Source organism: Bacillus methanolicus MGA3 (genome assembly GCF_000724485.1).
GTDB lineage: Bacteria > Bacillota > Bacilli > Bacillales > Cytobacillaceae > Bacillus_Z > Bacillus_Z methanolicus_A.
Genome location: NZ_CP007739.1, coordinates 526,379 through 553,375, shown reverse-complemented (window position 1 = coordinate 553,375; position 26,997 = coordinate 526,379). Strand labels below are relative to the sequence as shown.

The following is a 26,997-nucleotide window of genomic DNA, read 5'->3' as shown; positions in this document are numbered from 1 at the left end:
TAGTTCTTTTCTCGATCATTTTTTGTTGTATATCCGGGCGTAATTGGAATGTTCTTTCACACTATCTTCTATATAGATTTTCACTCTTTCTTTTTTTTCCTTTGGCTTCTGATTTGTTTCAAAACTTTTATCTTCCCGAGTTTCAGTTAGGTCTTTCTCATGATTTTTCATTTTTCGTTCTTTTCTTTCCTTTTTCATTTTTTGTTCTTTTTTATCATATTTCAGTTTTAGTTCATTGCTGTTTTTTTGTAATTTCATCCTCTCTCTCACCCTTTCTTCTTTCACGACCTTACGTACCAAACCAAGAAGCTTTTTGTAATGCAACTTGGAATCTGATGTTGTTAAAAGGGTTTCTGTTTGTTTTCTTAGTGTATCAAAATCAATTTTTTGTTTTTCTTGAAGTTTTTGATATACCTGCCTTGAGATCTCTTCTAAATGCATATAATGCTGCCATTCATCATACAGCTCCGGTGCTAATTCCTTGACATGTTCCAAAAACAAGGCTTTATATTCCGTTCCGAGACTTTGCAATAATTTTCTTGGATACGGATATGTCCGATTGCGCCAAACAGTTCTTCCAACATCAATTACTTTTAAAGAACCGTCTTCCTGAAGATAAATTTGCCTCTTATGATGATCAATCCGTTCATAGCCGATCTTTTGAAAAGTAATAAGCATTTGAATCAATTTATAAGACAGTTCCTTTGTTAGCGGATTTGACTGCAAATACTCCCTCAGGTCCACTCCATATACCATTTCCATCACAATAAAATTTTTCCCTTTGCAGTACACTTTTGGCAGAAGGTCGGTATTCTTTCCTAAAGAAAGTGCGTAATATTCACGGGCGCAATCTTCAACCTCGCCGTACACTTTCATACATGCCTGTTCATTGATTTTAAAAACGGCCCCCTGCCTCCCTTTTCCAATCATCTCAAGTAAAGATGTATTTTCAACTTCAACATCCTTATCCTCAAACTTCCGGACACGAATTTTCTTTACTTCTCGCGCAATTTCTTTGCACTTTATTTCCATTTGTTCCAACTCCTATTTGATTTTTCAAAAATATCGCTCGCCTGACAAATAGGTCTCCCCCAAAATTTTCACAGTCGAAAACTTCACGAACTGGCTCTTTCGTTAAATTCGTCTATTTATATAGATGTAAATTCTGTTAAATCTGAAACGGTGTTTGTCCATATTTCATAAATTTTTTTACAATCCATAGGCTAATAAAGTGCTTTTTCCTTCAAATTTCAAAAAATTTTGTTATCCTTATATTTAGGTAATCGAAATAATTTATTGGAACAAGAAAGAAGTGTTGGTTCAAATGGATCTACATAGTGCTGCAAGACGCAATTTGATAATCATGTGGTTTGCCAATTTTTTTGTCGGCGGCAGCATGACGATGGTGCTCCCGTTTATTTCCTTATATATAGAAACGTTCGGGAACTTTTCTGAAAAGTATGTGCAGCATTGGTCAGGATTAACGTTTGGAATCACGTTTGTGACTGCTTTTATTTTTTCTCCGGTTTGGGGAAGAATTGGCGACCGGATTGGACGTAAGAAGATCCTTGTTTTCTCAGGATTGGGAATGGCTTTGTCTATTTTCCTCATGGGATTTGCAGACTCTGTTTTGGAATTGTTTATCTTGCGTTTGTTTATGGGGATTTTTACAGGATTTGTTTCGATGTCACAGGCTTTCATTTCAACACAAACACCGAAAGAGATTGCTGGCAAAGTCCTTGGAACGCTGCAAACCGGAAGCATTACCGGCTCGCTGTTAGGACCTTTGCTAGGCGGGGTATTGGCTGATTCATTTGGTTACGCTACAACTTTCAAATGGATGTCTGTTTCTATTTTTATCTCTGCTTTGCTCGTTCTTGCTGCTAAGGAGTACAAGATCGATATCAAAGAAGGAACAAAAACGGATTATTCTAGTAAGGAAGTAATCCTCCAGATCGTCCGGAATCCGGTCTTATTAACAGTTTTGCTAATCTCGGCGCTTGTCCAGATTGCCCATTTCAGTATTCAGCCGATTTTATCGTTATATGTTAAAGGGCTGCACGGCAGCACCAACGTCGCTTTCTTTTCCGGCATTGCTTTCTCGGCGGCAGGTCTTGGAAACTTAATGATGGCAAGAAAATGGGGATCAATTGCTGACCGTTATGGCTATATAAAAATTCTTGTCATTCTCCTGTTTATGGGTGCGATTATATATTTTCCAGGGGCGTTTGTCACAAGTCTATGGCAGCTTGTCATGATTCGGTTTGCTCTTGGGGTTGCAATCGGAGGAATTATCCCGGTCAGAATCGCCTATATTCGCCAAGAGGTCCCGGTTGCCATTCAAGGTGAAGTACTTGGCTATAATACGAGCCTCAGATTCCTCGGGAATATCATCGGGCCGTCGATGGGCGGATTTATTTCAGGATTCTTCGGATTTTCTTCGGTATTTTTTACAACAAGTTTGCTTCTTTTAATAAGCGGAGTTATTCTTTTAGCCGCCATGCATCGTCATCCAGGAGTAGTGAAAAATTCTTTCTAATTTTCATTCTGCTTCTTCCCTATTATTTTAAAGAAATCTTTTTACGATTCCTATTCAGCACGGTGGAAAATTATTTTCGAATTAATTAAAATAAAAGATAAACGCTTCATACGAAAAAAAGAAAGGCTGAGATAGATTGGATCATAATTCAAACTTTATCCGAACCATTATGAAAGAGGATCTCGAGACAGGTAAGCATAAGGAAATTATTACCCGTTTCCCTCCGGAGCCAAATGGATACCTCCATATCGGACATGCCAAGTCCATTGTTATCAACTTTGGGCTAGCAGATGAATTCAACGGAAAAACAAACTTGCGTTTTGATGATACAAACCCATTGAAAGAAGACCAAGAGTATGTAGATGCCATCAAAGAAGATGTCAAATGGCTTGGCTACGAATGGGATGAGCTGCGATTTGCGTCTGACTACTTTGAGGAAATGTACAACCGGGCAGTGCTTTTGATTAAAAAAGGAAAAGCGTATGTCGATGACTTAACACCTGAACAAATCCGCGAATACCGCGGAACGCTGACTGAGCCTGGAAAAGAAAGCCCGTACCGCAACCGATCTGTAGAAGAAAACCTTGATTTGTTCGAACGAATGCGGAACGGTGAATTTGAAGACGGGAGCAAAGTACTTCGTGCAAAAATTGACATGGCTTCCCCAAATATTAACATGCGCGATCCTGTTTTATACCGAATTTACCATGCTACACACCACAACACAGGTGACAAATGGTGCATTTATCCGATGTACGACTTCGCTCACCCGATTGAAGATGCAATCGAAGGAGTTACCCACTCCCTGTGCACGACAGAATTTGAGGACCACCGGCCTCTTTATGAATGGGTGATCAGAGAGTGCGAAATGGAAAACCAGCCGCAGCAAATTGAGTTCGGCCGTTTAAACATTTCTAACACAGTCATGAGTAAACGCAAATTGAAACAACTTGTAGAAGAAGGGTATGTTGATGGCTGGGACGACCCTCGCATGCCGACTATTTCTGGTCTTAGAAGAAGAGGCTATACACCTGAGGCAATCCGCGAGTTTGTAAAAGAAACCGGTGTTTCAAAAAGTTCAGGAATCGTGGATGCAGCCATGCTTGAACACTTTGTAAGAGAAGACTTAAAATTAAAAGCTCCGCGGACAATGGCAGTACTGCGGCCGTTAAAAGTCGTGATTACAAATTATCCTGAAGATCAAGTAGAGATGCTCGATGCGGAAATAAATCCGGAAAATCCGGAAATGGGCATACGCCAAATTCCTTTTTCGAGAGAGATCTATATTGAACGGGACGACTTTATGGAAAACCCGCCAAAAAAATATTTCCGACTGTTTCCTGGCAATGAAGTCCGTTTAAAACACGCGTACTTCATTAAGTGTGAAGAAGTCATTAAAGACGAAAACGGCGAAGTCATTGAACTTCGGTGCACATATGATCCAGAAACCAAAAGCGGATCCGGCTTTACCGGGCGGAAAGTAAAAGGCACCATTCACTGGGTTGATGCAAAACATGCCATTCCGGCTGAATTCAGGTTATATGAGCCGCTCATTAACGATGCAGATGAAAACGAAAAAGAAAATGAGGAAAAAACATTTCTTGATTGCGTAAATCCAAACTCATTGGAAATTGTTCAAGGCTTTATTGAACCAAATATGAAGGATGTAAAGCCATATGACAAATTCCAATTCTTCCGACATGGCTATTTCAGTGTAGATCCAAAACTCTCAACAAAAGAAAAACCTGTGTTTAACCGAATTGTTTCCTTAAAGAGCTCATTTAAACTGTAATAAGAAATCCGTAAGCGGCTTGTTCAACTCTGACAGACGCTTAAACTAGGCAAATAAAAAAACCTAAACCTTTTCACGATAAAGGTTTAGGTTTTTTTATAGACAATCCATTATACATGCAAGAACTTAACACATACAGGATCTGGCACTTTGACGTCAGACTGCAATAGTTTGAGCTTTCCTGTTGACTCGTCTCGTAAAAATAACACAAGATTTCCGGACTCCTGGTTAGAAGCAATTACAAATTTTTCAGTAGGATCAAGGACAAAATCACGCGGCCAAGATCCTTCAGTCGAGGTATGTTCAACAAAACTAAGCTCACCTGTGTCTTGATTCACATTGAAAACAGCAATACTGTCATGTCCCCGATTTCCCGCGTATACAAAACGGCCATCTGAAGAAATATGAATTGCACTGCCCTGATTATTTTCGCTAAAGTCTTCCGGAATTGTCGATATATATTGAAGCTCAGTAAAGCTGCCATCTTCCTCATGATATGCCAAAGCAATGACTTCTGAACTCAATTCTGTCATCACATAAGCATATTTGCCGTTTGGATGAAAGGCTATGTGTCTTGGTCCGCTTCCCGGCTTTACTGACAAGGAATTCTTTTCTTTTAACTCACCATTCCTTATTTCATATGTAAAAAGTTTATCAATTCCTAAATCCACTGCTATGACATAATTTTCATCAGGAGTAAATCCTGCGAAATGTGTATGAGGTTTTTCCTGTCTTTCTTTATTTGGACCTGAGCCTTCATGTTGAATTGTTGATAAAACTGGGTTTAGTGAACCATTTTCTTTATTGATTTGAAATGATTCAACAGTTCCTTTGTGGTAATTTGCTGTGACTACTATACTTTTTTCACTGTCAACACTTATATGGCAAGGCGGCGCTCCTTTCGATACCTGGCTGTTTAATTTTGTAAGTTCCCCAGTCTTACTATTTATAGTAAATGCCGCTGCACCTCCTGACTCCCCTTCCTTGGCAACGGAGTAAAGATATTGATTATCTTTACTAATGGTTAAATACGTAGGATTTTCTAAATTTGCCGCTACTTTTACGTTGCTGAGTTTTGCATTTTCCGTATCCAATGTAAAAGAATAAATCCCTTTGCTTTCCCCTTTTGTATAAGTACCAACATAACCGATAAACGTACGATTGTGCGACATTGTCTTACCTCCTTTTTTATAAAATAATTTATGGTTTTATTGTATCATTTATTGGAAAAAAACAAAGAATTCATTGTTGAGATTACTGGTTTAAACGGAAGAATTACAAAAGATAAATCATAACACATACCGGCTTTAATATAAAAAAGAAAACGATCCAATCGATCTTTAACCTTTAATAAATATTGATATTTCCGCTTGATACTTTTAAATTCACTTGGTGTTCTCCATTTCCGTGAATTCCATTTATATTACTTTTATCCCTCTTCTTGTCTTTCAGTGGAAAATCGCATGAAATATTACCGCTTCTTACCTTTCCATGTAAAGTAAATCCAGCATTATCTGGAAGATCAAGATTAACCTCACCGGAACCTACTTCTATATCCATAAAATCTGTTAATTTATCCATTTGGGCTTCAAGATATCCAGATGATATCTCAGCTCCAAGACCTCCATTATAGTCTTTTACAAGCAAACTTCCCGAACTGATATCAATAGAGCCTGACTGGACTGCAAGTGAATAAATCTCGCCATTACCTGACGCTCCATCATATCTAAAGTCTTTGATATCTAAATTCTTAAGTTTCATGTTTCCAGAACCTAGGTCCAGTGATAAATTTCTTAATTTCATTCGTTCGGTTTTTGAGCCTCCGGAGAATTCTAAATTCCCAGAACCTACATCGATATCCATTTTTCGCTCATAATCTTTAGGGATATAAATATTTAGATTTGTTTTGTCATGAAATAAAAACCTGCCAAACCCAATCTTTTTCACCGTCACCTCTACTTCTTCCCCGCTGCGCTTAACACTTAATTTTGCTTTTCCGTTTAAATCCGCTTTTAAATCTTTTCGGTTTTCCGGAATAATTTTAGTGCTGACATCATTTACCACAATTTTAATCTTCTCAATTTTATTCGTTATCTCTACTTGATTGGCATGATTCATAAAAGGAAACAATTGGAAGAAAGCAGGATCAAAAAATAGAAGATAAATGCTAAAAATAATAAAAAAAATAATTAAAATTCGTTTCATCCTTTTTCCTCTTTTCGATAAATTGTTATGTTATACAAAAGTGGATTGATCTTTTAACGACTTGTTTTTCTAAATCTAACTTTACATTAAGTCCAAATATTTCAAAATAGGCCCTGAAATGTATTTATAAATAAGACCTGAAACTTATACTTAAGGATTCTGCTGATTCTCCGGTATAGCTTGCCAACTAGCAAGAGTTTGTACAGACCATATTATTACAAGGAGCAATATTCAAAAATTTTCTTAAAATGTATTATAAATTGCATTAAATTGGAAACTTTAATTAACGAAATTACACAAGGAGTACGTCATGAATATTGAACAAAAAGCCAAAATTGAACATTTAAAACAAATACAACTCGATCAAACAAACGCATGGTTAGATTATTGGCATCAATATTCTAGCTTTGGACACTGGCAATTTTGGGTAAACCTCGGTTTTTTAATCATTCCTTTAATCGTGCTTTATTTTCTGATAGACAAAAGAAAAGCATTGTTGTTAGGTTTTTATGGTTTTAATATACATGTATGGATTAATTATATGGATCTCTTGGGAGTTTCCAAAGTGTTATGGTTTTATCCATATAAAATTTTTCCATTTTTTCCAACAGGTATGGTTATCGATATTTCATTAATACCGGTTGCATACATGTTGGTTTACCAATGGACTCTAAATCATAAACGAAATTATTACTTATACATTATCGTGCTTTGTTTTGTCTTTTCATTTGTTTACGTACCATTAATGGCTGCATTAGGACTGTTGCAATTGGGCAAAGGAACAAATTATTTTCAAATCCTCTTAGTTTATTTAATAGCAGCATTGGTTTCTAAATTTATTGCAAATATTTTTATTTATTTTGAAGAAAGATCAAAAGCAGTATGACAGCATTTGCCTATTATGAGCCAAATACAAATGTGAGCAGATGATCAGCGAGCAATATCAAAAACCTGGATTCCTATATGGAACCAGGTTTTTATATTAGAAAAGGATAATTCATTATTAAACCAAAAAATTTGTCAGATTATCTAACAAATTAATGGCATAAAATTCAATCGCATGTAACAATATCTATAACAATTAATGTAACAAAACTTTACATAAATGTGAAAGGAGCGAAATGATGAATACTGCATTTCTAATGAACAGTCTTTGGGTAATGGTAGGTGCTGTTCTCGTCATTTTAATGATTGGGGGGTTTATCCTGCTAGAAACCGGCTCGACACGAATGAAAAATGCAGGCCATATTGCCGGGAAAACCATACTTACATTTAGTATTGGATCACTCGTCTTTTGGGCTGTCGGTTACGGATTAATCTTTGGTAAAGGAAACGCACTTATTGGGTTCTCAGATTTCTTTTATTCTGGATATGATGTAAAAAGCTTATCACTTTCCGGCGCCGTATTCTTTTTATTCCAGCTGGCCTTTGCGGGAATCTCACTAACAATTGCTTTTGGAGGGTTCGCTGAACGGGCAAAATTATCTGCATATCTCGTTTTCTCAGTATTATTTTCAATCTTTGTTTATCCTCCAATTGCTCACTGGATTTGGGGCGGCGGATGGCTGGCAGAGCATGGCAAACAGGATTTTGCAGGTTCAACAGTTGTACACTTAACAGGAGCCATGGCAGCACTTGCAGCAACGATTTTATTAAAACCACGGATTGGAAAATTCAATAAAGACGGCTCCGCTAATAATCTTGAAGGCCACAACCAGGTATTTACAGCATTAAGTGTTCTGCTTTTATGGGTAGGCTGGTTTGGATTTAATGCCGGTAGTACGTTATCAGTCGACAAAGCATTCTTCGGTTTTGTAGCAGTTAATACAAACCTTGCAGCCGCTGCAGGAACCGTCGCAGCTATGATCATCTCATGGATTGTAAATGGTAAAGCAGACGTGCCAATGATGCTAAACGGCGCATTAGCTGGTTTAGTTGCAATCACCGCTTCTTGTGCTTTTGTCGAAACATGGGCAGCCGTTGTCATTGGTTTTGTGGCTGGTATTCTCGTTTTCTACAGTATTCGATTCTTTGAAAGAAGACAAATTGATGACCCGATTTTCGCTCTGTCAGTCCATGGGACGGCCGGTGTTTGGGGAACGCTATCGACAGGATTTTTTGCAACCAAAGAATTAGCAACAGTCGGAAAACCAGGACTGTTTTATGGCGGAGGATTAGAACAGCTCGGGGTTCAAGCACTGGGAGTTTTTACATCAGGCGCCTATGCATTCTTTGTTTCCTTTGCTATTTTATTCGTAATGAAAGTCGTGATGAAAGGGCTTCGAGTAACCGAAGAAGAAGAAATTATCGGCTTAGATATGAGTGAACACGGAAGCTACGGATATCCTGAATTACTTCGTCCTGGACAAAAGCTTAATGCATAACTAACTATCTTTACGGATGAAAAGTATGTATTAAATTTCCTTAAGGCGGTTCGGAGCTGGCTGTAAAGTAAAGGGGCCGGCCCCTCCAAATAATATATAGACAAACAGTAATAAAACAATTCTATATATTTTCATTTTTGGAGGAAGTCAGACCCTTCTGAGTCAGCTTTGATGACCGTTTTTTAGATTTTAGCTAAAGAAGGGGGCCGAGCAACCATGAGTAACGATTGCTACTCTGAGATAAGAGACATCCTGAATCAACAAAAAAGAAATGTATCTCACGACCATTTTGAGCTAAATCACCTCCATGATTACATCATGCATCAGGTTGTAAAGATATCGATTAGCCGTGTAAATAAAATGCTCGGGCCCACCCCTTCTCCATTTTCATTTTTTGTTATGGGAAGCGCAGGCCGCTTCGAACAGGGCATTTGGAGTGATCAGGATCATGGGATCATCTACGATGAAAACACCCAAAAAGCAAAAGAATTCTTCTTAACGTTAGGAAAAGAGATATCGGAAGGACTTTTTCAAGCCGGTTATGCTTATTGTGACGGAGACGTGATGGCAAGCAATCCTTTATGGTGTAAATCTCTACTGGAATGGAAGCAGCAATTAACGGACTGGATCGCTGAATCATCATGGGAATCGATCCGCCATTTATTAATTTTTATTGATGGCCGATCCTTATACGGCGTGCGTACATATATTGACCAGCTAAGAAAAGTCATCTATTACTCAAGTCAAAAAGACAATCTATTAACTAGAATGCTTAATAACACAATGCATCTAAAAAGAGGCATAGGAGTTTTTGGACAATTTTTAGTAGAGACTCACGGAATATATTCCGGAATGCTAAATTTGAAAGAAACAGCCTTAATTCCTTATGTAAATTCAATACGCCTTTTAGCCATAAAAGAAAACATTATGGCAACATCGACACTCTCCAGGCTGCACAATCTTTCCGAAATCGTACTTCCCAACAAGAAAATATATGAAGAACAGTTTATAAAATTATTACACTATCGCCTGAAATTTTGTAATCATTCCGACTATAAATCCAGTCATTTTCTAGCGGTTGAAAAGCTGTCAAAGGAACAAAAGAGAGAAATGAAAAATATCATCAAAATTGGTACCCAACTTTATCAAGAGATGAGAAAGTTGGCAGGGAAGGAAGTTTGAAATGGGCTTTAACGATATGATTCAATTTTTCAGGCAAATGTCCGGAAAACTCGGTTCAAATATTTATGCAGGCGTTCAAGGACAATCAAATCCGCATCACATTTCTTTCATAAGACAGCTTCAAAAAGAAATGAAAGAAAAAAACTACATGGACTCTCCTCTTAAAGATTTAGAAGTTGTCGTATTTGATCTTGAAACAACTGGATTTTTTCCTGATAAAGGAGATCAAATTATCTCAATTGGGGCTGTAAAAATGACCGGCTCCAAAATCGAAGATGAACAAACTTTTTATTCTCTTGTAAAATCCAATATTCCCCTTTCAAAAAAAATATCTTCCTTAACCAAAATTACAGATGAGCAACTAAGTGAGGCACCGGCCGCTTCCGAAGTTCTTATTCAATTTTTTAGATTTATTAACAGCCGAATACTTGTTGCTCATCATGCAAAACATGAAAAGTCTTTTATGCAGAAATTAACCAGAGATTTAATGCGTACAAATTTTGAACACCGTATTATTGATACATCCTTTTTAATCCGCCTTACAAATCCGTTGATCAAATCGCTGCCATTGGAAGAAATTTGTCTGCATTGTGGCGTAGAAGTTAAAAATCGCCACAATGCCCTCGGAGATGCACAAATGACCGCACAGATCTGGAGTTACTATCTAAAAAAGGCGCAAATAATGGGCTTTAAGAATTTACGTGAAGTGTATGAGCATCTCGCAATATTAAAGTAATGGAGGGGCAATTTTCTTATTTCTACTATAATATTCAAGCTATTGCTCGCTCTATTCAGTTTGTGGATTCCTCTGCGGACCGGTTAATTATACCGAATTATTTAAACTATCAAAAAATATTGACATTTCAGTTTTCCCCTGCTAAATTATTTTTAAATAATAAAAATCAATGACGAGAAGAGTAAGATAAGATCCCTGTTCTACAGAGAGTCGGTATTTGGTGAAAGCCGGCGTCCAGGTCTTGTCCGAAGGTCATCTCTGAGATTCAAAGCTGAAATTCAGTAAGCTTTGACGGATTGTCCGCCGTTATGATGGACCACGTATAATTTTACGTTGACTGAGAGCTGCAGGTTAGTTTTGAAAGCTGCGGAATTAGGGTGGTAACGCGAGCGCAAACTCGTCCCTACATTTTGGGACGGGTTTTTTATTTTAAACAATGAGGAGAGATTACTATGAAAAAGTTAACACCTTATTCATCGGATTAATTTATTTTTAAAAACGAAAAATATACAAAATTCAGAATAATTAGATATAATATTTTTAAACCATAGAAAGGGGAAATCTTAATTGAAAGCATTAAAATCGATCATCATCTGGGGGCTAGTTTCAGCTTTAGGTGCAGCAGGCTTTGCAGTTATGGCATTAAATAAAGGTGAAAGTGTGAATGCGATTTGGCTGATAACTGCTGCCGTCTGCGTCTACGCAATTGCTTACCGCTTTTACAGTCGATTTATGGCTAGAAAAGTTTTCGAGCTCGATGATTCACGTATGACACCTGCCGAGATTAATAACGATGGAAAAGATTATGTGCCGACAAACAAATGGGTTTTGTTCGGGCATCACTTTGCGGCAATTGCGGGGGCCGGTCCGCTCGTAGGACCGATTCTTGCTGCTCAAATGGGATATTTGCCGGGAACCATCTGGATTGTCGTCGGAGTCGTCTTTGCAGGAGCTGTTCAGGATTTTATCATTTTATTCGGTTCAATGCGCCGAAACGGAAAATCGCTTGGAGAAATGATTAAAGAAGAGATCGGTCCTGTCACAGGATTGATAGCCATGGTTGGAATTTTAGGAATCATGATTATTTTATTAGCCGTATTAGCGTTAGTTGTCGTGAAAGCACTGTCTGGAAGCCCGTGGGGAATGTTTACAATTGCAGCTACAATCCCAATCGCCATTTTAATGGGAGTTTATATGCGTTATATACGGCCAGGGCGTGTTGGGGAAGGATCTATAATAGGAATCGTCTTATTGCTTCTTTCAATCTATCTAGGACAATCTATTGCTGAAAATCCATCTTTAGCCAGTATGTTTACTTTTAAAGGCGAAACTATCGCCATTATGATGATGATTTACGGATTTGTTGCTTCCGTTTTACCGGTATGGCTTCTTCTTGCACCGCGCGATTATTTAAGTACTTTTTTGAAAGTGGGAACCATTGTCGCGCTTGCAGTAGGAATTGTCATTGTAGCACCTGACTTGCAAATGCCGGGTATTACACAGTTTGTGGATGGAACAGGTCCAGTATTTTCCGGAAATCTTTTTCCTTTCTTATTTATTACTATTGCCTGTGGAGCCGTCTCAGGTTTCCATTCTCTTATCGCCTCAGGTACAACGCCTAAAATGATTGAGCGCGAATCACATGCACAGCCAATTGGCTATGGAGCAATGCTAACTGAATCGTTTGTTGCTGTTATGGCGATGATTGCTGCATGTGTACTTACACCGGGAATTTACTTTGCAATTAACAGTCCGACTGCCGTCATTGGAACAGACGCTGTTCAGGCTGCCCATACGGTTTCCAACTGGGGATTCACGGTTACCCCTGATGAATTGACACGCCTCGCTAATGACGTTGGAGAAAAGACAATCCTGTCCCGAACCGGAGGAGCACCTACTCTTGCGATCGGAATGGCTGTGATTTTCTCAAAAGTAATCGGTGGAAAAACTTTAATGGCATTCTGGTACCATTTTGCAATTCTGTTTGAAGCCTTGTTTATTTTAACAACGATTGACGCAGGAACACGTGTCGGACGTTTTATGATTCAGGATATTATCGGAACAGCATATAAACCATTTGCAAAAACAGAAGCCCTGCTTCCGAATATCATTGCCACTGCTTTATGTGTTGGTGCATGGGGTTACTTTTTATATCAAGGAGTTATCGATCCACTTGGTGGAATTAATACCTTATGGCCGCTATTCGGAATTGCCAACCAAATGCTCGCAGGAATTGCCCTGCTCTTAGGGACGACTATTTTATTCAAAATGGGCAAAAAAAGATATGTATGGGTCACCCTTATTCCGACAACTTGGATTTTAATTGTAACGATGACAGCCGGCTGGCAAAAGCTGTTCCATGAAAACCCGAAAATCAGCTTTTTATCTCATGCTAAATTATTTAAAGGGGCAATGAATGAAGGAAAAGTACTGGCACCAGCTGCGAATGCTGCACAAATGAAGCAAGTTCTCATCAATGACTATGTAGATGCTACCCTTTGCGCGATCTTCATGATTGTCGTTATTACCGTTTTGATCTCGGCCCTCATTATTTGGTATAAAGTTTTAACAAACAAAAAGGTTACCTTGCATGAATCACCTTTAGTGACTCGCAGCAGCAAAGGAGATGTAAGAACATATGCTTAAAAAACTGCAAGAAATCATGAAATACAGAAAACAGTTCATCAGCCTGCTAGTTGGCGTTCCAAGTTATGAAAAATACATCGAACATATGAAAACGCATCATCCAGGCGAACCAATAAAATCAAGAAAAGAATTTTTCTGCGAAGCACAGGAATCTCGCTTCAACAGTAAAGACGGAAAAATTTCAAGATGTTGTTAAATATAATAAAAAAATTAAGCAATAAATCCGCCTGCGGCCATTTTGTTCGCAGGCTTTGCTTTTGATGTGGGCTTATAAAGCTTAAATTCTTTTATTAACTATTGCAACACCCGTTGGTATAGAAATGTTTGTATTGACTAAGAACCTTGTCCAATCATTTATTTCAAAAAGTAATATATTATGATAAAAGATGTCTTTATAGAGGGATAATTATGTTAGCTGATAAAATTATATCAACAGGTTTTAATTTCATTGGTACACCTTATGTTTTTAATGCTCCTTCTTTTCAAACAGATCGATTTGATTGCAGTTCTTTTATTCAACATATTTTTAAAGTAAATGGGATCTCTCTTCCCAGAAATTCACGCCAACAATTTCAAGTTGGAAAAAGCATTTCTTATCATGCAATAAAAAAGGGAGACTTACTATTTTTTACTACTAAAAAGCGAAAAAAAAGAAGTGGCCTATCTAAAATTGGACATGTTGCACTGTATATCGATAACAACAAAATCCTTCATACCTATCGGGAAGGAAAAAAAGTGACCATTTCAGAATTAGATCCTTACTGGAAAACAGTATTTATTGGAGCAAAAAGAGTTTTCGATCAAATGTAAACCTTCAACTGAATAAGTTCGGTTATATCCCTTACACTGTTTACTACCAAGAGTCTTGCGCAAATTCAGGCCAGCTTCCCATCAATATGTTAAAATAATACAAATAGGTGAAGGTTGGAGGGACATTATGCAAAAAAGAAAATTGGTGATCACTCATAATCTTGATGAGTGCCTTACCCAAAAAATAAAAGAGACGGTAACGGAATGGGACGTTGTCATTGGAAAAGACCGTACAATATGGCAAAATCATTTAAAAGATGCCGAAATCATCGCCGGCTGGAAAAAAGAAATGGAGGAAAGCATTGAGATAAATTCTAATCTTCGCTGGCTGCAGAGCTGGAGTGCGGGTGTTGATGACCTTCCGTTAGAAAAATTAGCAGAAAGAAAAATTTTACTAACTAGTGCCAACGGAGTGCACGCATATCCTATTTCTGAGACCATACTTGCTCTAATGCTTGCATTAACGAGAAAAATTCACACCTATATAAAAAATCAGCAATCGAAAACGTGGCACCATTCCGGTCTAAAACTTGAAATGCATCAAAAAACGGTCGGAATTATCGGAGTGGGTGCGATCGGGAAAGAAACAGCAAAAATTGCAAAAGCATTTGGTATGACTGTTTTAGGTGTGCGCCGCTCAGGCAGGCCTGAAGAATTTGTCGATGAAATGTTCACAACAGACCATCTCAATTCTATTCTCCCAAAATGTGATTACGTTGTCGTAACATTGCCTCTTACAAAAGATACACGCCATTTATTTGGAAAAGAGCAATTTGTGCTGATGAAACCTTCGGCATTTTTTATTAATATCGGGCGCGGTGAAGTTGTAAATGAAGCGGAACTTATTCAGGCGCTACAAGACGGGCAAATTGCTGGTGCCGGGCTGGACGTCTTTGAAACAGAACCACTAGGTGAAAATAGTCCTTTATGGGATATGGAAAATGTCATCATTACACCACATACTGCCGGTTCTACCGAACATTATAATAAACGGGTAATCGAAGATATTTTTATCCCTAACTTAAAAAACTATCTCGAGGGAAAAACTCCAACTATTAACTTAGTGGACTATGAAAAGGGATATTAATAGACCCCTTTTCGATTCAATACATAGTGGATTTTTCTATAGAAAGGCACGATTGCTTCAAAATTTTCAAAATCAATTAGGCCATAATCTTAGCGGAAGGATTATGGCCTTCTATTATTTCTTTATCAGTTTTTAGTACTTAAATTCATACCCAAATCACTTCACAGAGTTGCGGTTTTTCAGAAATTGAACCAAGTCTTTAGAATCATGGGTCCGATAAACTTCACCCTTGTAATTAAAGACGATGTAAGTCGGAATCCGCTCGATATTTAAATCCGGGTATCCACGTCTAACTGTTTCAAGATCTGTATAACCAGTGACAGGACCCACATGAGGATATTTTTCTTCATAGGATAGTTCTTTGAACGCATTATCATCCGATGATTCAAGAACTGCTAAAACAGAAAGCCCTTCTTTGCTTTCTGGTAATAGATCCTTATACGATGCACCCGTATCAGACTGAAGAAACTGAATAAGTTCTTCATACTTTTCTGTTTTTAAAACCACCTTCTCATGGTCAAAAAGCACGAATGTAGGCGCTGATTTAATTTCAAGTTCCGGATATCTTTCTCGTGTACCCTCCAGATCATCGGTTCCTTCTATCCGATTTAAGTTGACCGGAATATCCAAAGATAACCCAGAACCACCCACAGGCTCGAGGACAAACAGTGAATAAAACCCTTCTTCTGATGCCAACAATCGTTAATAGGAAACTTTTTCTTTAAACATAAGCTCTACAATATATTTTGCTTTCCCTTTCCTCTCCCATTCTGCGTTTATTTCTAGAGTATGAGAACCCGGATAGTTAGGGAGAGTGAATCGATTGGGTTCGACTGAATTCCGATAGGCTTCTGGAGGATTCGTTTGAATGGTCATGTTATCAGGCTTTTCTCCTTCATTGAAAGTCACAGTAAGTTCAGCTAAAGGATCTACTTCCGTAAGTAATTGATCTTTACTTCCTTTGATTGTTCCGGTGTTGCCCTTCCACGAGTAAGATTTAAGATCTGCTTTAATTATCTCTTCTCCGACTTTTACTGTTGGCAGTGGTGGCTTCTCTTCTTTTTTTACTTTTTGGAAGTCAAGGAAAATCATAATGGAAAAAATCGGAATTAAACCAATTCCCCCCATCCATATTTTTTTCTTCATTATTAAACACTCCGTAAAGTATGTATTTTTACTTATGGTTAATTTCCTAAGACCGATTTTCTATATTAAACTATGATTTCCTTTATCTTTCAATCCTTTTCCATTGTCTTCCTCTAAATGCTCGAATTTCACTGTAATCAGTTTCCTAATTCTATGCTACTATGTAAAATAGGAAGATACTATTCATTTTCGACTTTGGTTTAGTTAACATAGAATAAAATACTTTTATATATTCATATAAAAGAACAGGGGTAAAGTATGAACAAGAAAAAACTATTATGGTTATACATTTTCTCCAGCATCGTTTGGATTTTTGGAACAAACTATCTTCTTGATCAGTTTGAACCCTTCCCTTTGATTCATTTTCTTGAACGGATCAAAGAGGTCTTATATGTTTTCATCACCGGATGGCTCTTCTATTTTTGCCTGAACAAAAAGGAAGAATTGAACGTATCAAAAGAAGAAGAAAAACGTCTGTCAACACTTATTAATTCGATGGTTGACTTTGTTAATTTTAAAGATGGTGAAGGAAGATGGATTGAAGCCAATGAATTCGGATTAAAGTTGTTTCAGCTTGAAAATGTCGATTATAAAGGAAAGAAAGACTCTGAATTAGCAGAGTATACGGAGTTTTATGGGGATGCACTAAGATATTGTGAAGTTTCGGATGAGATGGCATGGGAAAATGGGGATATTACACGCATTGAAGAAGTAATTCCTTTACCAGATGGCACAACAAAAACCTTTGACACGATCAAAGTTCCTCTTTATCATTCCGATGGAAGTCGAAAGGGTTTAGTGATTATTGGAAGAGACATTACAGAAAGAAAACATGTAGAAACTTTACTAGAAGAAAGCAAGCAACAGTACAAATCATTATTTGAATACAATCCGGATATAGTTTACATGATTGATCTGGAAGGAAATATCACAAATTTAAACCCTCAGTTTAAAGTATCCACCGGTTTTGACGCAGAAGAATTCATTGGAAAAAATGTAAAAGACATATTGCCGAATGACCAAAAAGAACAAATATTAAAGCTAATTTCAAATGTCATTTTCGATCAGAAACCTCAATCATTTGAACTTGATGTCCTTCATAAAAGTGGAGATTCGATAACCTTGCAATGCACGGCACTTCCAATCATTGTTAATAAGAAAATTGCGGGAATCATCGGATACGGAAAAGATATAACCGAAATGCGGAAAACCGAGGAGCGGCTGAGAAGAGCAGAAAAACTATCTGTTGTGGGCGAATTATCTGCCAGTGTTGCCCACGAAATCAGAAATCCCCTTACATCTTTAAAAGGATTTGTACAGCTTCTTCAAATGGAAGATGAAAAACATCAATATTACTATCAAATTATGCTTGACGAATTAAATCGTATTAATCATATTGTCGGTGAGCTCTTGCTTTTGGCAAAGCCTCAACAAATAAAGTTTACAAAAGCTGATCTCCGAAATATTTTGTTCGACGTAATTTCATTACTAAAAACAGAAGCAGCCTTACACAACATTGAAATTGATTTCATATTTCAGGACAATGAGTATATGATTGAATGTGAGCCTAATCAATTGAAGCAATTATTTATAAATATCATCAAAAATGCCATTGAAGCATCAACAAGCGGTGACACCGTATCCGTTTTCTTGAACAAGGAAGAAAATGAAAAAATTTCAATTACGGTAAAAGATAACGGTTGCGGTATTTCAAAGGAACGGTTGAAAAAACTCGGGGAACCTTTTTATTCTTCAAAAGAAAAGGGGACTGGCCTTGGCCTAACCGTAAGCTATAAGATTGTCCAGTCTCACAATGGAACAATACAATTTGATAGCGAGAAAAATAAAGGAACGGAAGTAAATATTGTATTGCCGACCGGGATTGAAAATACAGTTGAACCGACGCCTGAAGTAATAAAGGAGATTGGAGCTTGACTCAAGCATAATGAATTGCCGTATTTATAGCAAAAACGCTTAACCCATCAACATTGGGTTAAGCGTTTTTGCTTACGAGTAAAACTAGTTTATATTAATTGAAGTGAAATATATTTAATTTCAAGAAATTCATCTAACCCGTAGTGGCTTCCTTCTCTTCCGAGGCCACTTTCTTTCATTCCGCCAAAAGGTGCTTGTGCAACAGAAGGGGCTCCATCATTGATCCCTACAATGCCGTATTCCAGATTTTCTGAAAACCAAACAGCCTTTTGTAAAGATTGAGTGTAAACATAGGCAGCTAAACCAAACGGAGTATTATTCGCACGTTGAATGACTTCTTCATCGTCTGAATATGTGCTGACCGGTGCGATCGGTCCAAATGTTTCTTCCTGCATACATAACATATCATCTGTTACATCAGAGATTACAACCGGATTCAAAAAATACCCTTTATCCATATTTACCGAAGGTCCTTTATGGAGAGTAGCTCCTTTTGCAACAGCATCTTCTAATTGGTGTTTCACTTTCTTGACTGCCTCTTCGTCAATAAGCGGACCGATGTCAACTTTTTCATCAAGGCCATTGCCTACTCGGAGTGATAATACAGCTTCATGAAACGCTGCTAAAAAAGGTTCCTTAATTGACTCATGCACAAAAATCCGATTGGCACAAATACAGGTTTGGCCGGCATTCCTGAATTTTGATTGCACAACCCCCTTTACAGCTTCTTTAATATTAGCATCCTCTGTGACGATAAAAGGTGCAAGACCGCCAAGTTCAAGAGATACTTTTTTTACGGTATCTGCTGCTTTCTTCATTAATAATTTTCCGATTGGAGTAGAACCGGTAAATGTAACTTTCTTAACACGTGAATCTTCCATCCAAACATCTACCACTTCCGCTGGATTTTGAGTGGTTACGACATTAATAACACCCGCCGGAAATCCCGCTTCTTGAGCACATTCTGCTAATAATAGCGCTGTAAGAGGTGTTTGTTCAGCCGGTTTTATGACGACTGTACAACCCGCTGCAAGTGCCGGAGCTACTTTCCGGGTGATCATCGCCGCCGGGAAGTTCCAGGGGGTTATAGCAGCAACGACCCCAACGGGTTGTTTTTGAACTATGATTCTCTTGGAACCAACGGAAGCCGGTATCGTTTCTCCATAAATTCGTTTCGCTTCTTCTGCAAACCATTTTACAAAGCTGTTGGCATACTCTATTTCACCTTTTGCTTCAAACAAAGGCTTTCCCTGCTCTAATGTCATAGTAAAAGCTAAATCATCTAACCGATCTTTAATTATTTGGTGCCATTTTTCCAATAAATCTGCCCGTTCGTAAGCCGTGATTTTTGACCATGTAAGAAAAGCTTCATATGCAGCATCGACAGCAAGCTTTGCTTCTTTTGCAGTCCCATTAGGAACATAACCTACAGGTTCAAACGTAGCAGGATTTTGAACCATGAAACAATTTTCCATTAAAATCTGCTGCCCATTAATATACATCCCTCGGGTCAATCCTTGTTTCTTCAAACCGCTGTTCTCTCCTCTCGTTTCTTTATCTTCATTCGATGTGTAAATATTTAGTTATTTTCCCCACACAAAAAGTCCCTGCCATACAACAGAATTTATTAAAAGAAATGCCTAGTAACCATCAAATTAATTGTTATATTTTTTGATGATCTACTTTCATTGAATATTATTAAAAAAAACGAGGATAAATCCCTCGTTTTTAAAGTACTTTGCTTAAAAAGGCTTTTGTGCGTTCATGCTGCGGGTTGCTGAATAGTTCCTTTGGTTCATTTTCCTCAACAATGTATCCGCCGTCCATAAATAGGACTCGATCTCCTACTTCACGGGCGAAGCCCATTTCGTGAGTGACAACAACCATTGTCATCCCTTCTTTTGCTAATTGTTTCATAACTTCCAATACATCCCCGACCATTTCCGGATCAAGTGCTGAAGTTGGTTCGTCAAAAAGCATGATTTTCGGATTCATGGCTAACGCTCTAGCAATGGCCACCCGCTGTTTTTGTCCACCTGATAATTCTCCGGGATAGCTTTGTGCTTTCGCGCGCAGTCCAACTTTATCGAGCAGCTCAAGCGCTTTTTTTTCTGCCTCTTCTTTTGATATTTTCTTCACTTTTATAGGTGCGAGCGTAATATTTTCTAAAACTGTTTTATGAGGAAAAAGATTAAATTGCTGGAATACCATCCCGACCTCTTGTCTCACTTTGTTAATGTCAATCTTTGGATCGGTAATGTCATAACCATTCACGATTACATGACCGCCAGTTATTTCCTCAAGCCGATTTAAGCAACGAAGGAATGTACTCTTTCCTGAACCGGACGGACCAATGACACAAACAACCTCTTTTTCCTTAATCTCTGTATTAATATCTTTTAATACCTCTAAATTTCCAAATGATTTTTTTAAGTTTTTTACTTGAATTATACTCATCGCAGCACAAACCTCCGTTCTAGGAAATTAGAGAGTAAAGATAGTAAATAAATAATAACGAAATACATAACACCAACTGTCAGCCATATTTTAAATGCTTCAAATGTAGCTGCAGTTTGAATTTGTCCCTGTTGCGTCAAGTCTGCAATTCCAATAATGGAAAGAAGGGAAGTATCCTTTAAGCTAATAATTGATTGATTCGTAATTGTAGGTAGCATTCTTCGAAAAGCTTGTGGAAGAATGATATAACGCATATTCTGAACACCGGTCAGACCAAGTGATCGCGCTGCCTCCGTTTGTCCTTTATCAATTGACTGAATACCGGCTCGGATAATCTCAGCAAAATATGCCCCTGCATTAATCCCAACCGTTATTATACCTGCCGTTGTATTGTTAAACGAAATCCAATTCAGTGAATTTATACCAAAATAAATAAAATACAATTGAACTAGGAATGGTGTTCCCCGGATGGCATCAACAAATATTTTCGCAATCCAATTTAAGATTTTAATCGGCGCTAATCGGAATAATGCCATAATTAATCCGATCATAAAACCCAAAATAATCGCAATAACGAATATATGGAGAGTTACTTGGAGGCCTTTCAATAAATAAGGAAAGGCTGCTGTAATAATATCCATTTATTCATCTCCTTTCAATAAGAAAGCGCGCCAGCTGCGCGCCTTTTTACGTCAAAACGGCTTATTTCTTCAAATATTTCTTTAGTATTTCATCATATTTTCCATTTTTCTTAAGCTCTGCAAGACCTTTATTAATTTTTTCTAACAGATCTTGATTTTTTCCTTTTAATACAGCAATTCCGTATTTATCACCATTGAGGCGATCCCCAACAATTTTTAAGCCAAGATCTTTTTGGGCTATTGCGTATGCAATGACAGGATAATCTTCAATAAGAACATCCGCGTTTCCATTTGCTACTTCCTGGAACATGGAAGGGCTATCATTAAATTGAACAACTTTGAAGCCTAGTTCATTCGCCTTTTGTTGTGCAAAAGTTGCACCAGTTGTTCCTTTTTTAACAGCAACTGTTTTACCCTTTAGGTCATCAACTGAACTAATATCTTTATTGTCTTTCTTAACAACTAATGTTAATCCCGCATCAAAGTATGGTTCAGAGAAATCAACAATCTTTTTTCTTTCGTCAGTAATGCTCATGCCAGCAATCGCAACGTCAAGTTGCCCGGCTTGCAAGGCAGGTATGATTCCACCAAAATCCATAGGAGATAATTCAATTTTAAAGCCCTGGTTTTTTGCTATTGCATTAATTAAATCAATATCAATTCCTTTATATTTATCTCCCTCTTTAAATTCAAATGGCGGATAAGTAGTATCTATTCCCACTTTATATACCTTTTCTCCATTGCTATTTTTGCCGTTGTCATTTGCATTGTTATCTTTGCCCGTGCCGCATGCGGCCAATAAAAGTATAAAAATAAAAAATATGCTTACGAAACGTAATTTTTTCATGAAAATCCCCCTTTTTCTGAGTATTATTAATTTTCTAAATCCGCTGTAAAAATTTCATAAGCTATCACCATTTTATACAAGGTATTGTAGATCATCAAGAAAAAAAAGATTCCAAATAACGAAATCGCCCCATACCATGAAAAGACAAAGGACTTAGTTTTGACGGAAGTACGGTTGTAGTCTCAGGATCAGGAAATGTCGCAATCTATGCGATGGAAAAAGCTGCACAATTAGGCGCAAAAGTAGTTGCTTGCAGTGATTCTAACGGCTTTGTTTATGATCAAAACGGAATCAACCTTGAATCATTAAAAGACTGAAAGAAGTTGAAAGAAAAAGAATTAGTGAATATGTGAATGTTCATCCAAAAGCAGAGTACTATGAAGGTTCCGCTGGAATCTGGTCCATCCCTTGTGATATTGCTCTCCCATGCGCCACTCAAAATGAAATCGATGAAAAAGCCGCAAATATTTTAGTTTCAAATGGGGTAAAAGCAATTGGTGAAGGTGCAAACATGCCGTGTACACTTGAAGCTATTGACGTGTTCCTAAAGAATGATGTTCTTTTTGCACCTGCAAAAGCAGCCAATTCTCCCCTAGGTATTTTTTCGTTTAAAAGTTTCCTCATATCCATTGACGGCATACATTAGTGATATGACCTAATTTGAGGAGGTACTTATGATTATTCATGTTATACAAAGAGGGGAGACGTTATGGCAGGTAGCCAATCGTTATGGCGTAAGTATTTCACAAATTGTGACAGCTAATGAACTACCCAATGCTGACCGATTAGTTATTGGTCAGGCGCTTGTGATACCTGTTGCCGCTCGTCAACACACTGTTCGAACGGGGGAAACGTTATGGCAAATTGCGCAAAGATATGGGATTCCAATCAGATCCATTCTTCAGGCAAATCAAATTAGTGACCCTTCGGTCCTCTATCCGGGAATGGTTTTATTCATACCCGCTAGGACGCATACCATTCAACCTGGAGAGAGCTTACGGCAAATTGCACTGCGTTACGGCACAACCGTTCAAGAAATTATCAGAACAAATCAAATCCAAAATCCAAATCTTATTTATCCAGGAATAGTGTTAACGATTCCTTTTACCAAACGAGTTATTGATGTAAATGCATTTACCATCAACATGGGAGAGGAAGGCGGGAGAAATGTTCGTGATGTCGGTAAACATTTAACCTTCACATCCACTTTTGCTTACATCATGAGAGCAGACGGCGGACTAGATCCTATTGATGACACACCGATTATTCAAGCTTCCATAGCCGAACAAGCTGTTCCAATGATGTGTATCACAAATTTTACCTTTAGAGATCCCGGGTCACGATTAGCTCATACAATTCTTTCAAGTACAGAACTGCAGAATCGGTTATTAACAAATGTTGTAAATACAATGAAAAACAAAGGTTACCGCGGATTAAACATAGACTTTGAGAATGTATATCCAGCTGATCGAGAGCTCTATAATCAATTTTTGCAGCGTGCAGTTGACCGTTTGCATCAAGAAAGATATTTTGTTTCGACCTCTCTTGCACCTAAAACAAGTTCCGAACAAAAAGGCCTTTTATATGAAGCACACGACTATGCCGCTCATGGCAGAATTGCTGACTTTGTCATTTTAATGACATACGAATGGGGATATAGATTAGGGCCTCCGCAGTCGATATCTCCGCTTAATCAAATCAGACGTGTTTTAGATTACGCGGTAACTGTCATTCCAAGAAATAAAATTTTTATGGGCTTCCAGTTGTATGCTCGCGACTGGCTCCTTCCCCATGTTCAAGGCCAGGAAGCAGAAACATTTGATATGCAAGAAGCTATTCGCCGGGCAATAAAATACGGTGCTGTGATTCACTATGATCAAACATCCCAAACTCCTTTTTATCGGTATGAAGATGAACAAGGACGTACTCATGAAGTTTGGTTTGAAGATGCACGCAGTGCCCAAGCAAAATTTGACACGGTGAAGGATTACGGCCTCCGCGGTATTAGTTATTGGGTACTCGGTTATCCATTCCCGCAAAATTGGATCTTACTTGAAGACAATTTTCGAGTGCGAAAATTAAGCTGAAATAATCAAAGCACAATAAAAAAAGGATCGGCCCTTTATATTTAATGCTTTACCATGATGAGGGCCTGTCCCTCACTGATTTGTCTTTCATCAATTTTAACTTGTTCTTGTTTAGAAACAGAAATGCTTTAATCATAAAAAATGTGACTTCCTCTGGGAGCTGCTCTTTGATTGGCTTCAGCCTGTCACTGCCGGCCTCCTCTATTGCCCTTTTTAGTAATGGCATGTATTCGGCAGGGATGAGAGCCTCAAAGTCGACATCCAGCCCTTGCTCTGCACAGAGCAACAAATGATTCTCAACTGTAGCAAGTGCAAGTTCCCTCTTCCCGGAAATTTCCTTCAACGATAAACCGTTCAAAAACATTTCGTACGTCACAAGGTGTGAGTCCCGTTCTGCTTTTTTTGTTTTCTTTTTAAAAGAACGTTCTGTTGCCTTTTTGAGCAGGCGCTCTGGATGTTCATCACAATATGAGATTATGGCACTGATGAAAACCTCTCCGTATTTTTTCAGCTTATTCTCTCCTACCCCATTTACCTGTAAGAACTCTTCGTCGGACTGAGGCAGTTTTATACACATATCCTTTAAAGTTGTATCTGAAAAAATAACGAACGGCGGCACCTTTTCCATTTCCGCAATACTTCTTCTAATTATTCTTAAGCGATCAAATAAAGGATCATCATTAGCTACTTGCTTTGTTAGCACAGCTTCTTTTTTGCGAACTACTTGCTTTCCAAGCAATACATTCTTGCCTTTTTCCGTGACAAAAATCGTTGGGAATGAACCATGGTTCACTCCAATCATTTCCTGTGAAATTAGGAATTCGATAAAGTCACTTACTTCTTTTGCGCTTTTTTCCTTCATGATTCCGTATGTGGAAAGTTTATGAAAGTGGAGCTCTGTAATTTTCTTATTTTTCGATCCGGTTAAAACCTGAGCTGTGATCGTCTTGCCGAACTTCTGCCCCATTCGGACAATACATGACAACACCATTTGTGCTTCTTTTGTGACATCAACACTTGCACGGGAATCAGTACAATTGCCACAACGTCCACATGACTCTGTCTCTCTTTCGCCAAAATACTGTAATATATAAGCCTGCAAACAATTTTCTGTATGGCAATAATCCACCATCAATTGGAGCTTTTCAAGTTCCTGTGATATCCGGTTCCTTTCACTCGACTGGTCAATCAAAAATCGCTGAACTTGCACATCCTGCGGAGAATAAAGAACGATACATTCACTAGCAAGCCCGTCCCTGCCAGCACGGCCCGCCTCTTGATAGTAGGATTCCATGTTTTTAGGAAGCTGGAAATGAATAACATAACGAATATTTGATTTATCTATTCCCATACCAAAGGCAGATGTAGCAACCATTACAGTCGTTTTTTCTGCTAGGAATTGATCCTGCTCTCTCATCCTGTCCAAATCGCTCATACCGGCATGATAACGACCGACATTCATATTTTCTTTTTTCAGCCTTTCATAAAGCTGGTCAACCATTTTCCTCGTGGCCGCATAGATAATGCCAGATTCTTTATTGTTCTTTTTCAGAAAATCTTTTAAAAAGAGAAGTCGATCCTGTCCTTTAATGACGGAAAAGGATAAGTTTTCCCTTTCAAAACCCGTCATAACCGTATTTTTTTCATCAATATCAAGAGATTTACAAATATCCTCTCGTACCATGGGCGTGGCAGTGGCTGTTAAAGCAAGAACAATTGGTTTTTTCTTCAGATTGTTTACCATTCTGCGAATATGGCGGTAGCTTGGCCTAAAGTCATGCCCCCACTGGGAAATACAGTGTGCTTCATCTACAGCAACGAAAGGAATCTCCATGCTTTTCAGATTTTCCTTAAACTCTCGGGATTCCAATCTCTCCGGAGCAATATATAAAAGCTTATATCGTCCTTGTTTGGCTTCCATCATCCGCTCGTTTGCTTCACTCAAACTGATTGAGCTGTTAATATACGTTGCCGAAATGCCCAACTGCAATAGAGCATCAACTTGATCTTTCATCAGCGAAATAAGCGGAGAAACAACGATTGTAGTTCCTGGCATTACCAAAGAAGGAATTTGATAACAAATAGATTTTCCACCGCCCGTCGGCATCACGCAAAGTGAGTTTTTACCCTCTAATACAAAGCGTATTGCCTGTTCCTGGCCTTTTCGAAAAGAGGGAAAACCAAAATAGGATTGCAACAATTGCTGTGCTTTCTCAAACAAATAGCTGGTCTCCTTTCTTTCACTTTCATTACGTTTATAGATAGAATCATTATATCTAAATTTCGTCATTTTAATTAAGAATTCATAGATTTTACGTAGTGTTTAGTCTATTTTTGTAGAAATTTTTGTTGTTTTACTTTAAAAAATTTGCGGTAAAACGTAATAAAATATTCATTGAAAAATACCAATAAAGTAAAGCTGTCCTTAAGCAGTGTAAAGTTTTGAAATGAGTTTTCAAGAGAGGAGGGATTTTTCATGAAAATCAAAGTGAGGAGTTGGAGA

General features: G+C 38.0%; 22 protein-coding genes, 1 pseudogene and 1 other annotated feature. Of the genes and pseudogenes, 13 read left to right on the top strand and 10 right to left on the bottom strand.

Annotated elements, in window-relative coordinates:
- Positions 1 to 15 precede the first annotated feature (15 nt).
- Positions 16 to 1,032 (bottom strand): protein kinase family protein, encoded by a 1,017-nt coding sequence (locus BMMGA3_RS02770; RefSeq protein ID WP_003348003.1) that lies wholly within the window; start codon positions 1,030 to 1,032, stop codon positions 16 to 18.
- Positions 1,033 to 1,324: 292 nt separating this feature from the next.
- On the opposite strand from BMMGA3_RS02770, the gene BMMGA3_RS02765 reads away from it, so the two are divergent.
- Together BMMGA3_RS02765 and BMMGA3_RS02760 are read left to right on the top strand one after the other, a co-directional pair.
- Positions 1,325 to 2,539, top strand: coding sequence for an MFS transporter (locus tag BMMGA3_RS02765; protein WP_003348005.1), 1,215 nt, complete (start codon positions 1,325 to 1,327; stop codon positions 2,537 to 2,539).
- 136 nt (positions 2,540 to 2,675) lie between these two features.
- Positions 2,676 to 4,331 carry a glutamine--tRNA ligase/YqeY domain fusion protein gene (locus tag BMMGA3_RS02760; protein WP_003348006.1) on the top strand — a complete coding sequence of 552 codons (1,656 nt, stop codon included), beginning with the start codon at positions 2,676 to 2,678 and terminating at the stop codon, positions 4,329 to 4,331.
- A 110-nt stretch (positions 4,332 to 4,441) separates the two neighbouring features.
- Here BMMGA3_RS02760 and BMMGA3_RS02755 read toward each other — a convergent pair whose 3' ends face one another.
- On the bottom strand, positions 4,442 to 5,503 hold the full coding sequence (locus BMMGA3_RS02755) for a lactonase family protein (protein ID WP_038502014.1): 1,062 nt from the start codon (positions 5,501 to 5,503) through the stop codon (positions 4,442 to 4,444).
- A 175-nt stretch (positions 5,504 to 5,678) separates the two neighbouring features.
- The gene (locus tag BMMGA3_RS02750) at positions 5,679 to 6,536 is read right to left on the bottom strand and encodes a LiaG family protein (RefSeq protein WP_003348010.1); all 858 of its coding nucleotides are present in this window, start codon (positions 6,534 to 6,536) and stop codon (positions 5,679 to 5,681) included.
- A 310-nt stretch (positions 6,537 to 6,846) separates the two neighbouring features.
- On the opposite strand from BMMGA3_RS02750, the gene BMMGA3_RS02745 reads away from it, so the two are divergent.
- The 8 genes from BMMGA3_RS02745 to BMMGA3_RS02710 all read left to right on the top strand — a co-directional run bounded on the left by BMMGA3_RS02745 (position 6,847) and on the right by BMMGA3_RS02710 (position 15,381).
- The gene (locus BMMGA3_RS02745; RefSeq protein WP_003348012.1) at positions 6,847 to 7,422 is read left to right on the top strand and encodes a CBO0543 family protein; all 576 of its coding nucleotides are present in this window, start codon (positions 6,847 to 6,849) and stop codon (positions 7,420 to 7,422) included.
- Between the two features lie 238 nt (positions 7,423 to 7,660).
- Entirely contained in the window at positions 7,661 to 8,920 is a 1,260-nt protein-coding gene (locus tag BMMGA3_RS02740) for an ammonium transporter (protein WP_003348014.1), read from the top strand.
- Positions 8,921 to 9,136: 216 nt separating this feature from the next.
- Positions 9,137 to 10,102 (top strand): DUF294 nucleotidyltransferase-like domain-containing protein, encoded by a 966-nt coding sequence (locus BMMGA3_RS02735; RefSeq protein WP_003348016.1) that lies wholly within the window; start codon positions 9,137 to 9,139, stop codon positions 10,100 to 10,102.
- A gap of 1 nt (position 10,103) precedes the next feature.
- Positions 10,104 to 10,838 carry an exonuclease domain-containing protein gene (locus BMMGA3_RS02730; RefSeq protein ID WP_003348018.1) on the top strand — a complete coding sequence of 245 codons (735 nt, stop codon included), beginning with the start codon at positions 10,104 to 10,106 and terminating at the stop codon, positions 10,836 to 10,838.
- Positions 10,839 to 10,998: 160 nt separating this feature from the next.
- Positions 10,999 to 11,246, top strand: a binding site (T-box leader).
- A 159-nt stretch (positions 11,247 to 11,405) separates the two neighbouring features.
- A complete protein-coding gene (locus tag BMMGA3_RS02725; protein WP_003348020.1) occupies positions 11,406 to 13,484 on the top strand; it encodes a carbon starvation CstA family protein in 2,079 nt (692 codons plus the stop codon).
- Positions 13,477 to 13,680, top strand: coding sequence for a YbdD/YjiX family protein (locus BMMGA3_RS02720; protein ID WP_003348022.1), 204 nt, complete (start codon positions 13,477 to 13,479; stop codon positions 13,678 to 13,680). The genes BMMGA3_RS02725 and BMMGA3_RS02720 overlap by 8 nt, the downstream gene beginning before the upstream one ends.
- A gap of 212 nt (positions 13,681 to 13,892) precedes the next feature.
- On the top strand, positions 13,893 to 14,294 hold the full coding sequence (locus BMMGA3_RS02715; protein ID WP_051744918.1) for a C40 family peptidase: 402 nt from the start codon (positions 13,893 to 13,895) through the stop codon (positions 14,292 to 14,294).
- A gap of 127 nt (positions 14,295 to 14,421) precedes the next feature.
- A complete protein-coding gene (locus BMMGA3_RS02710) occupies positions 14,422 to 15,381 on the top strand; it encodes a D-2-hydroxyacid dehydrogenase (protein WP_003348025.1) in 960 nt (319 codons plus the stop codon).
- Between the two features lie 156 nt (positions 15,382 to 15,537).
- Here BMMGA3_RS02710 and BMMGA3_RS02705 read toward each other — a convergent pair whose 3' ends face one another.
- Together BMMGA3_RS02705 and BMMGA3_RS02700 are read right to left on the bottom strand one after the other, a co-directional pair.
- Positions 15,538 to 16,011 carry a hypothetical protein gene (locus BMMGA3_RS02705; protein ID WP_003348027.1) on the bottom strand — a complete coding sequence of 158 codons (474 nt, stop codon included), beginning with the start codon at positions 16,009 to 16,011 and terminating at the stop codon, positions 15,538 to 15,540.
- Positions 16,012 to 16,083: 72 nt separating this feature from the next.
- Positions 16,084 to 16,527 (bottom strand): hypothetical protein, encoded by a 444-nt coding sequence (locus tag BMMGA3_RS02700; protein ID WP_003348030.1) that lies wholly within the window; start codon positions 16,525 to 16,527, stop codon positions 16,084 to 16,086.
- A 258-nt stretch (positions 16,528 to 16,785) separates the two neighbouring features.
- Here BMMGA3_RS02700 and BMMGA3_RS02695 point away from each other — a divergent pair, with 258 nt between their 5' ends.
- A complete protein-coding gene (locus tag BMMGA3_RS02695) occupies positions 16,786 to 18,462 on the top strand; it encodes a PAS domain-containing sensor histidine kinase (protein ID WP_003348032.1) in 1,677 nt (558 codons plus the stop codon).
- Positions 18,463 to 18,551: 89 nt separating this feature from the next.
- Here BMMGA3_RS02695 and BMMGA3_RS02690 read toward each other — a convergent pair whose 3' ends face one another.
- The 4 genes from BMMGA3_RS02690 to BMMGA3_RS02675 form a co-directional block, all read right to left on the bottom strand.
- Positions 18,552 to 19,964, bottom strand: a complete 1,413-nt coding sequence (locus tag BMMGA3_RS02690) for an NAD-dependent succinate-semialdehyde dehydrogenase (RefSeq protein WP_051744921.1) — start codon at positions 19,962 to 19,964, stop codon at positions 18,552 to 18,554.
- Positions 19,965 to 20,190: 226 nt separating this feature from the next.
- Positions 20,191 to 20,919: an amino acid ABC transporter ATP-binding protein gene (locus BMMGA3_RS02685; protein WP_034669450.1), complete on the bottom strand. Its 729-nt coding sequence runs from the start codon at positions 20,917 to 20,919 to the stop codon at positions 20,191 to 20,193.
- A complete protein-coding gene (locus tag BMMGA3_RS02680; RefSeq protein ID WP_034669452.1) occupies positions 20,916 to 21,560 on the bottom strand; it encodes an amino acid ABC transporter permease in 645 nt (214 codons plus the stop codon). The genes BMMGA3_RS02685 and BMMGA3_RS02680 overlap by 4 nt, the downstream gene beginning before the upstream one ends.
- A 61-nt stretch (positions 21,561 to 21,621) precedes the next feature.
- A complete protein-coding gene (locus BMMGA3_RS02675; protein ID WP_003348033.1) occupies positions 21,622 to 22,407 on the bottom strand; it encodes a transporter substrate-binding domain-containing protein in 786 nt (261 codons plus the stop codon).
- Positions 22,408 to 22,547: 140 nt separating this feature from the next.
- Here BMMGA3_RS02675 and BMMGA3_RS16975 point away from each other — a divergent pair.
- Together BMMGA3_RS16975 and BMMGA3_RS02665 are read left to right on the top strand one after the other, a co-directional pair.
- Positions 22,548 to 22,996, top strand: a pseudogene (locus tag BMMGA3_RS16975) (NADP-specific glutamate dehydrogenase); the annotation flags it as partial.
- 85 nt (positions 22,997 to 23,081) lie between these two features.
- Positions 23,082 to 24,494, top strand: a complete 1,413-nt coding sequence (locus BMMGA3_RS02665; RefSeq protein WP_003348035.1) for a glycoside hydrolase family 18 protein — start codon at positions 23,082 to 23,084, stop codon at positions 24,492 to 24,494.
- Between the two features lie 49 nt (positions 24,495 to 24,543).
- Here BMMGA3_RS02665 and recQ read toward each other — a convergent pair whose 3' ends face one another.
- The gene (gene recQ, locus BMMGA3_RS02660; RefSeq protein ID WP_003348037.1) at positions 24,544 to 26,715 is read right to left on the bottom strand and encodes a DNA helicase RecQ; all 2,172 of its coding nucleotides are present in this window, start codon (positions 26,713 to 26,715) and stop codon (positions 24,544 to 24,546) included.
- Between the last annotated feature and the right edge of the window lie 282 nt (positions 26,716 to 26,997).